This is a genomic window from Brevundimonas sp., assembly GCF_018608325.1.
Lineage (GTDB): Bacteria > Pseudomonadota > Alphaproteobacteria > Caulobacterales > Caulobacteraceae > Brevundimonas.
The window spans coordinates 1-8,094 of sequence record NZ_JABAZW010000023.1 but is presented as its reverse complement, the minus strand read 5'-3'; the positions used below and the strand labels follow the sequence as shown (position 1 = coordinate 8,094).

The window sequence follows — 8,094 nt, the reverse complement described above, 5'->3', positions numbered from 1 at the left end:
AAGAGACAGGGCCAGGGCCGACTGGAAGGCCGGTCGCATGAAGCTGCCGACCGAGGATGATCTGGAGTTCATCCCCCTGCCGGAATAGGCGCATCGGATGAAGGCGGGGCCGTGCGTCGCGCGGCGGCTTCCTATATGGAGGCGCCTTCAACCGGATAACGCCTCGCTCCATGACTTTCGATTTCGACGCCCAGGTCACCGCCGCCCTTTTTGACAGCACCGGCGCCGTCTTCGCCCTGGGCGATGGTTCGGTGCGGTTCGAGGATCGCACGCGGGTCGAGGCGCACGACGGCGCCATCCTGTGTGCGGCGGTTCATCCGTCCGGCGATGGGATTGTGACGGGCGGCGATGACGGCAAGGTGGTCTGGACGCGTCGCGACGACGACGTGGTGGTTCTGGCCACCGCCAAGGGCCAGTGGATCGACGCCATCGACGCCTCGGCGGCGTCCGGGCTGATCGCCTTCTCCTATGGCCGCACCCTGTCGGTCATTGATCCCAAGGATGTCGGCTTCCGCCGCGATTATCAGCATGAGCGCACGGTATCGGGCGTGGTCTTTGAGCCAAAGGGACTTCGTATCGCCACCTCGACCTATGGCGGGGCGGCCCTGTGGTACGCCCGCATCGAGAAGCAGCAACCGATCAAGCTGGCCTGGGCCGGGTCTCACACGGGTGTCGCCTTCTCGCCCGACGGCGCCTTTGTCGTGACCACCATGCAGGACAATCAACTGCACGGCTGGCGGCTGAAGGACGCCAAGAGCCTGCGCATGGGCGGCTATCCCGGCAAGGTCCGGTCCATGGCCTTCCTGGCCAAGGGGCAGTTGATGGCCACCTCGGGTGCGCCTGGGGTCGTGCTGTGGCCCTTCATTGGCTCCAACGGCCCGATGGGGCGCGAGGCGACCGAGATCGGCTATGATGATTCCAGTCTGGTCAATCTGGTCTCGGCGCGGGCCGAGCATGGTTTGATGGCTGCCGGTCTGACCGACGGCCGTGTCTGGGTCGCCCATCCGGCGGCGCAGGGCCTGAACTTCGTCAAGGCCGAGAAAGGCGCGGCCATTGTCGCCCTGTCGCTGAGCCCAGACGCCGACAAGGTGGCCTGGGCCGACGAGGATGGCGCCGCTGGCGTCCTGATCCTCTAAGGCCGCTTGCGCTCCGCTCAAGCTTGATCAGAATATTGCGATGACCAAGTCCAAGAAAACGCGCAAACGCCGCTTCTGGCTGACGCTGGTCGTGGTTCTGGCCCTGTTCCCGTTCGTCGGCGTGGCCCTGTTCGCCATTGTCCCGCCGACGCCCACGATCCTGATGCTGCGTCAGGCCGTGCGGGGCGAGGGGCTGGATTATCAATGGCGCGGGCTGAACGACATTTCGCCCAATCTGGTCAATGCCGTCATCGCCTCTGAGGATGCGCGGTTCTGCAGCCACAACGGCTTTGACATGGACGCCATCCAGAAGGCGCTGGACCACAACGCCGATGGCGGTCGGATGCGCGGCGGTTCGACCATCAGCCAGCAGACCGCCAAGAACGTCTTCCTGTGGCCGTCGCGCGACTGGGTCCGCAAGGGACTGGAGGCGGGCTACACCGTCCTGATCGAGACCTTCTGGGGCAAGCGCCGGATCATGGAGGTCTATCTGAACGTGGTGGAATGGGCGCCCGGCGTCTATGGCGCCCAGGCGGCGTCGCAGCATTGGTTCGACAAGAATGCGCGTGATCTGACCCCGCGTGAGGCGGCGCGTCTGGCGGCCATCCTGCCGGCGCCGCGCCGTTATCAGGCCGCAGACCCCGGCCCCTATGTCCGGCGTCGCGGTTCGCGGGTTCAGGCGGCCATGGGCACGGTGCGAGGCCAGGGTTTGAGCGCCTGCGTTCTGCGCTAGGCCACAGCGCTTGACGGCGCGGTGGTCGTCACCTCTCCTGCGCGGGCTGTTCAGGAGATCCATCATGAAGCGTCAGTTGATGACCGCCGCTGCGGTCTGCGTGCTTGCCTTCACCGCAGGCTGCGCCTCGACCTCGACCCATAATACGGATACGGCCTCGGCCCAGGAGCAGGCCCAAGCCAGTTCCGGCTTGAAGGCGGACTATCCGGTCACGACCGCAGGGGCCAACGCCTTTATCGCCGACGCCGAGGTCCGCTGGGCCGAGATCACCGAATATGCCGCGCGGGTGCAGTGGTCGCGGGCGACCAACATCACCTTCGACACCATGTGGCTGGAATCCAAGGTCAATGCCGAGGTGACCGAGCTTCAGGTGCAACTGGCCAATCAGGCGGCCAGGTTCAACACGGTGACGGTCGCGCCGGACGTGCGCCGCAAGCTGGATCTGCTGCGCCTCGGCCTTGTCCTGCCCGCACCCAACCGGCCGGGCGCCGCCGACGAACTGGCCCAGATCACCACCCGGCTGGACTCAGCCTATTCGACCGGCAAGTTCGATTTCAAAGGCCGTCAGATCACGCTGGACGAGGCGTCGCTGATCCTGGCCGACAGTCGCGATCCGCAAGAGAGCAAGGCGCTGTACGAAGGCTGGCGCACCATCTCACCGGCCATGAAGGCCGACTATGCCCGTATGGTCGAAATCGCCAATGAAGGCTCGCGCGAGTTGGGTTTCGTCGACACTGGCGCCCTGTGGCGTTCCGGCTATGACATGCCCGCCGATGATTTCGCTGCAGAGACGGACCGGCTGTGGGCGCAGGTGAAGCCCTTCTACGAGAACCTGCACTGCTATGTCCGCGCGCGGCTGAACGCCAAATACGGCGATGCGGTCCAGCCGGACCATGGCCCGATCCGCGCCGACCTGCTGGGGAATATGTGGTCTCAGCAGTGGGGCAATATCTATGACATCGTGGCCCCGGCGACGGGCGGCCAGTCCAGCTATGACCTGACGGACCTGCTGGTGAAGGCGGGGTACGATCCAACCAAGATGGTGCGAACGGGAGAGGGTTTCTACACCTCTCTGGGACTGGCGCCTCTGCCGCAGACCTTCTGGGAACGCAGCCAGATCGTGCGCCCCCGTGACCGCGAGGTGGTCTGCCACGCCTCGGCCTGGGATCTGGATAACGCCGACGACATCCGCATCAAGATGTGCACCAACGTCAATGCCGACGACTTCTATACGGTGCACCACGAACTGGGGCACAACTACTATCAGCGGGCCTACAAGGACCAGCCGATGCTGTTCCGCAACGGCGCCAACGACGGCTTCCATGAGGCGATCGGCGACTTCATCGGCCTGTCCGCCCTGACGCCGACCTATCTGCACCAGATCGGTCTGCTGGATAAGGTGCCGGGTGAAGACGAGGACATTCCCTTCCTGCTGAAGATGGCGTTGGACAAGATCGCCTTCCTGCCGTTCGGCCTGATGGTGGATCGCTGGCGCTGGGATGTGTTTTCGGGCGAGACGACGCCGGTTCAGTACAATGCCGCCTGGACCGCCGACATGCTGAAATATCAGGGACTGGTCCCGCCCGGCGCGCGTCCGGCCGACGCCTTTGATCCCGGCGCGAAATACCATGTGCCGGGCAATACGCCCTACACTCGCTACTTCCTGGCGCACATCTATCAGTTCCAGTTCCAGCGCGCGGCCTGTCGCCAGGCGGGATGGACCGGGCCGCTGCATCGTTGCTCCACCTATGGAAATACGGCGGTCGGCGCGCGTTTCAACGCCATGCTGGAAATGGGTCAGTCCCGTCCCTGGCAGGAGGCGATGAAGGCCTTCACCGGCGATGAGGGCAATGACGCCTCGGCCATTGCTGACTATTTCGCTCCGTTGAATACTTGGCTGACCCAGCAGAACCAGGGTCACAGATGCGGATGGTCGGAAGCTTAATGGCGGTTAACCCTGAGGTTTGGGCCTTCCCTTAACCGGCGGGCGCCATTGTGACGACCAGCGGGCGAATCTGCGCCCGGTTGCGGAAGCACGATCTTGGCGTCTCAACGGCTGAACATCGGGGCATGGCCCAAACTGACGAGCTTCGTTGCGCGGCTGCGCGCCGACCGACGCGGCAATGTCGCCATGATGTTCGGCCTCAGCCTGCCGGTGCTGTTGATGCTGGTCTTCGGCGGCATCGACATCAACCGCGTCTCGACGGCAAAGGCCAATCTGCAGGACGCGCTGGACGCCGCCACCCTGGCGGCGGCGCGCTCGCCCTATACGTCCGCTCAGACCAAGGAGCTGAACGCTGTCGGCCTGACGGCGCTGAAGGCGAACCTGCGCGCCACGGACGGCGTGACGTTCAAGGACAGCGACATCACCTTTACGGTCGACGCCAATCAGGTCGTGAAGGGGGCGGCGAAAATCCAGGTCAAGACCCTGGTCGCCAACATCATCCTGCCGCCTTACGGCAAGCTGCTGGACGACACGCTTCCGGTCGGCTCGTCGTCGGACGTGCAACGGTCATCCAAGAACATCGAAGTCGCGCTGGTGCTCGACGTGACCGGCTCCATGAACAACGGCAAGATCGAGTCTCTGAAGAGCGCCGCCAATCAGCTGGTGGATATCGTGGTTCAGGATGTCCAGACGCCCTATTACACCAAGATGTCCCTGGTCCCCTATTCGATGGGCGTGAACCTGGGCAGTTACGCCAATAGTGCGCGTGGCGTGCCGACTGCGACGGCCAATGTCACCAATATCGCCTGGTCGACGGGAAACATCGCCTCGATCAGCGCCGTGACAAAGGCCAATCCCGCCGTCCTCACCACCACGGCCACTCATGGTTTCGCCAACGGCGATCGAGTGGCGATTTGGAACGCCAGCGGCATGACGCAGCTGAACGGCGTCGTCTTCACAGTGACCAACGTCAACGCCAGCGCCAAGACGTTCCAACTGATCGGCAGCAATGGCACTGTTATCGACAGTCGGAATTACAGCGCCTTCACCGGCAGTGCGTCAAAGCCTGCCTATGTCGCAAAATGCCTGCGGACGGATTGCAAGCCCAAGGTGACCGCCAACAATCATGGCCTGCTGACGCGAAACGGAACCGTGGTGTTCGAAGGCGTCCAGGGCATGGACTATCTGAATACACGCCCCCTTACGGTGTCGGAAGTGAACACCAATGACTTCATCGTCGATGTCGTGGGTGGACAGACCTATAGCCGTGGCGGCACGACGGCCTGTGGTGAGAACGGTTGCGCCTGGCGTGTCTTCACCAGTGCATCCGGTTCATTGCGTGCGCTGAAGAACAGCGATTGCGTCAGCGAACGGGCGGGCAATCAGGCCTATACGGATGCATCTCCGTCTTCGGCCCGCCTCGGTTTCAACTACCCCGCCGACAATGTGAACAATGGCCTGAACCCCTGTCTCAACGCACCGCTACGCCCGCTGTCCAGCGACAAGCCGGGGCTCAAGTCGGCGATCAACGCCCTGACGATCGGCGGATCGACTGCCGGTCATATCGGCGCGGCATGGGGCTGGTACACGGTGTCGCCGAACTTCAACACGCTGTGGCCGTCCAACGGAGCCGGGCCGTACCGTGACATGAATGTGCTGAAGTCGGTGATCCTGATGACGGACGGGGAGTTCAATACCCCCTATTCGAACGGCGTCATTTCTTCTGACGCGGGTTCCGGCTCTGGGACGACAGCGGACCACATCAATCAGAACGCTCCCAACGGCAGCTCCACCAGCCAGGCGTTGAAACTGTGCACGGCCATGAAGGCCCAGGGCATTACGGTCTACACCGTAGGCTTCCAGGTCGGCACGACCGGGGCGGCGGCGGATCTTATGAAGAACTGCGCCACCAGCCCGGATTACGCCTATCTGCCGACGTCCAGCACAGATCTGAGCGAAGCCTTCAAGGCCATCGGCCGCGACATCACCCGACTGCGCATCACGCGCTGATCCGCCTCAGAGGAGGCGGATCTCGCGCAGACGTTCCGTCAAATAGTCCTCCGCCAGGATGGTCTTGCCCGCATAGCGGTCAGGATTGTCCGGCGTGATGGCGCTGGGCAGGGTCTCGATCGGGAAGTCCGGGTTGAAGTGCAGGAAGAAGGGCGTCGAATAGCGGGCGAAACCGCGACGTTCCGGCGCCGGATTGACCACGCGGTGCGTCGTTGACGGCAGGACGTGGTTGGTCAGGCGCTGCAGCATGTCGCCGATATTGACGACCAGGGCGCCGGGCGGCGGGGCGATGTCCAGCCAGCTGCCGTCCTTTTCCTTCAGCTGAAGGCCCGCTTCCTCAGCGCCGAGCAGCAGGGTGATGACATTGATGTCTTCATGGGCGCCTGCGCGGACGCCGGGCGCATCAGCGGGAACCGGCGGATAGTGCAGCATGCGCAGCACGCTGTTGCCCATCTCGACCTTGTCCTCGAAATAGTCGTCGCCCAGTTCCAGGTAGCGGGCGATCGCGCGCAGAATCTTGCGGCCCAGGGCGTCCAGATCCTCGAACATGCCGTACAGGTGGGGCTGGAAGCCTTCGACCTCAGTCGGCCATAGGTTGTCGCGCATATATTTACGATAGGCGTGGTCGGCGGGCAGCTCGCGTCCGACGTGCCAGAACTCCTTCAGGTCCACCGTCGCGGCGCCCTTGGCGGCTTCGACGCCGAAGGGGGTCAGGCCGCGCGCGCCGCCGGTTCCCGGCTGGTGATACTGGCGTTTCACGTCCTCGGGCAGGGCGAAGAAGGTCTTGGCGTCGTTGATCGCGGCGTCGATCCGCTTTTCGTTCAGGCCGTGATCGGCGATCACCGCAAAGCCGTAGCGGGTGAAAGAGGCGCCGAGCGCGTCGCTGAAGGCCTGGAAATCGGCGTCATAGCCGGTCATCGACACAGGCTTGATGGCGCGGTCGTCGGTTGACGGGGTTTCGATCGGGGTCGCGCTCATCGGCGTCGTCCTCACTGTAACTGTGTGCGGCGGTTTCCTTACGCCTAATCCGCAACCTTGTCAGTTCATGGGCATGCCGGGTGGGATGAACCATGGCCGGATTTGTTCAGCTAAGGTACAGCTTGGAACCGCGACAGTAAGCGTGCGTTTCTCGCGCCAGACCGCCAAATCGGAAGGACCAATCCATGCGCGCCAAGATAATCGTTGCCGGTGTCTCCATCGCCGCCCTGCTGGGCGCGAGCGCCTGCACCACGACCGACCCCTACAGCTCCACGCCGACCCGCAACAACACCGGCACGGGCGTCCTCGCCGGTGCTCTGGGGGGGGCGGTTCTCGGCTATCTGACCAACACCTCGAACGGCGAACAGGGCCGTAAGAACGCGCTGATCGGCGCGGGCATCGGCGCCCTGGGCGGCGCGGCCGTCGGCCAGTACATGGATCGCCAGCAGCGCGCCATGGAAGCCCAGCTTTCGGGTTCGGGCGTCGGTGTTGCGCGCCAGGGCGACAACCTGGTCCTGCGCATGCCTTCGGACGTGACCTTCGCCACCAACCAGTCCTCGATCGATCCGCGCTTCCTGCCGGTCCTCGACGACGTGGCGCGGGTTCTGCAGGAGTATGACCGCTCGACCATCGACATCATCGGCCACACCGATTCGTCGGGCGGCGACGCCATCAACCAGCCCCTGTCCGAGCGCCGCGCCAGCAGCGTGGCTTCGGAGCTGGTTCGTCGCGGCGTGATCGCGCAACGTCTCTATGTGGCGGGCAACAGCTCGCGCAATCCGGTCGCGACGAACGCGACGCCGGAAGGCAAGGCGCAGAACCGCCGCGTCGAAATCCTGATCCGTCCGTTCACCGGCTGATTACGGTCGAATGACGGTTGCGAAGGAGGGCGGGACCGCAGGGTCTCGCCCTTTTCTTTTGCGCGCGCCTATTGGCGAACGGGTCATCGACTTGCCCTCATCGGCCAACTCAGTTCAGCTTGAGCTGGCAGAATACAGGTTCAACGGAGCTGACGTGACGCCACAGGGGCGCGAGATCTGGGATGGGGTGAAGCTGGCGGTGATCGCCGTCGTGTGCGCTCTGTTCACCGCGACGCTTGTCATCGGGATCGGAGGCGCGGTGCTTCGCTCAGAAAAAACTCCGGGTGATTCCACAGCGGGGCCGGAGCAGCCGTCGGTGGCGACGGAGCTGTTTTAGGGCGACTGCTGACCTGACAAAAAGAAACCGCCGACTTCGTGAGAAGTCGGCGGCTCTATCTTTTGTACGACGGACTTCGAAGCCCGGTTGGGGCT

General features: G+C 63.8%; 8 protein-coding genes. 7 read left to right on the top strand and 1 reads right to left on the bottom strand.

Features of this window, described 5'->3' with window-relative positions; translation table 11 throughout:
- The 5 genes from QZ281_RS02375 to QZ281_RS02355 form a co-directional block, all read left to right on the top strand.
- Positions 1 to 88: hypothetical protein (locus QZ281_RS02375; RefSeq protein ID WP_292224310.1), on the top strand; the 88-nt coding region annotated here is incomplete at its 5' end.
- A gap of 82 nt (positions 89 to 170) precedes the next feature.
- Entirely contained in the window at positions 171 to 1,136 is a 966-nt protein-coding gene (locus tag QZ281_RS02370) for a WD40 repeat domain-containing protein (protein WP_292224281.1), read from the top strand.
- 40 nt (positions 1,137 to 1,176) lie between these two features.
- A complete protein-coding gene (gene mtgA, locus QZ281_RS02365; protein WP_292224279.1) occupies positions 1,177 to 1,869 on the top strand; it encodes a monofunctional biosynthetic peptidoglycan transglycosylase in 693 nt (230 codons plus the stop codon).
- A gap of 64 nt (positions 1,870 to 1,933) precedes the next feature.
- Positions 1,934 to 3,814 carry a M2 family metallopeptidase gene (locus QZ281_RS02360; RefSeq protein ID WP_292224276.1) on the top strand — a complete coding sequence of 627 codons (1,881 nt, stop codon included), beginning with the start codon at positions 1,934 to 1,936 and terminating at the stop codon, positions 3,812 to 3,814.
- A 96-nt stretch (positions 3,815 to 3,910) separates the two neighbouring features.
- Complete coding sequence (locus tag QZ281_RS02355) at positions 3,911 to 5,824, top strand: pilus assembly protein TadG-related protein (RefSeq protein ID WP_292224273.1); 1,914 nt, start codon at positions 3,911 to 3,913, stop codon at positions 5,822 to 5,824.
- 6 nt (positions 5,825 to 5,830) lie between these two features.
- Here the strand turns inward: QZ281_RS02355 and QZ281_RS02350 are convergent, their stop codons facing one another.
- A complete protein-coding gene (locus QZ281_RS02350; protein ID WP_292224270.1) occupies positions 5,831 to 6,802 on the bottom strand; it encodes a 2-oxoglutarate and iron-dependent oxygenase domain-containing protein in 972 nt (323 codons plus the stop codon).
- A 185-nt stretch (positions 6,803 to 6,987) separates the two neighbouring features.
- Between QZ281_RS02350 and QZ281_RS02345 the strand changes: the two genes are divergently transcribed.
- The gene (locus QZ281_RS02345) at positions 6,988 to 7,662 is read left to right on the top strand and encodes an OmpA family protein (RefSeq protein WP_292224267.1); all 675 of its coding nucleotides are present in this window, start codon (positions 6,988 to 6,990) and stop codon (positions 7,660 to 7,662) included.
- Between the two features lie 10 nt (positions 7,663 to 7,672).
- On the top strand, positions 7,673 to 7,999 hold the full coding sequence (locus tag QZ281_RS02340; RefSeq protein WP_292224265.1) for a hypothetical protein: 327 nt from the start codon (positions 7,673 to 7,675) through the stop codon (positions 7,997 to 7,999).
- Positions 8,000 to 8,094: the final 95 nt, after the last annotated feature.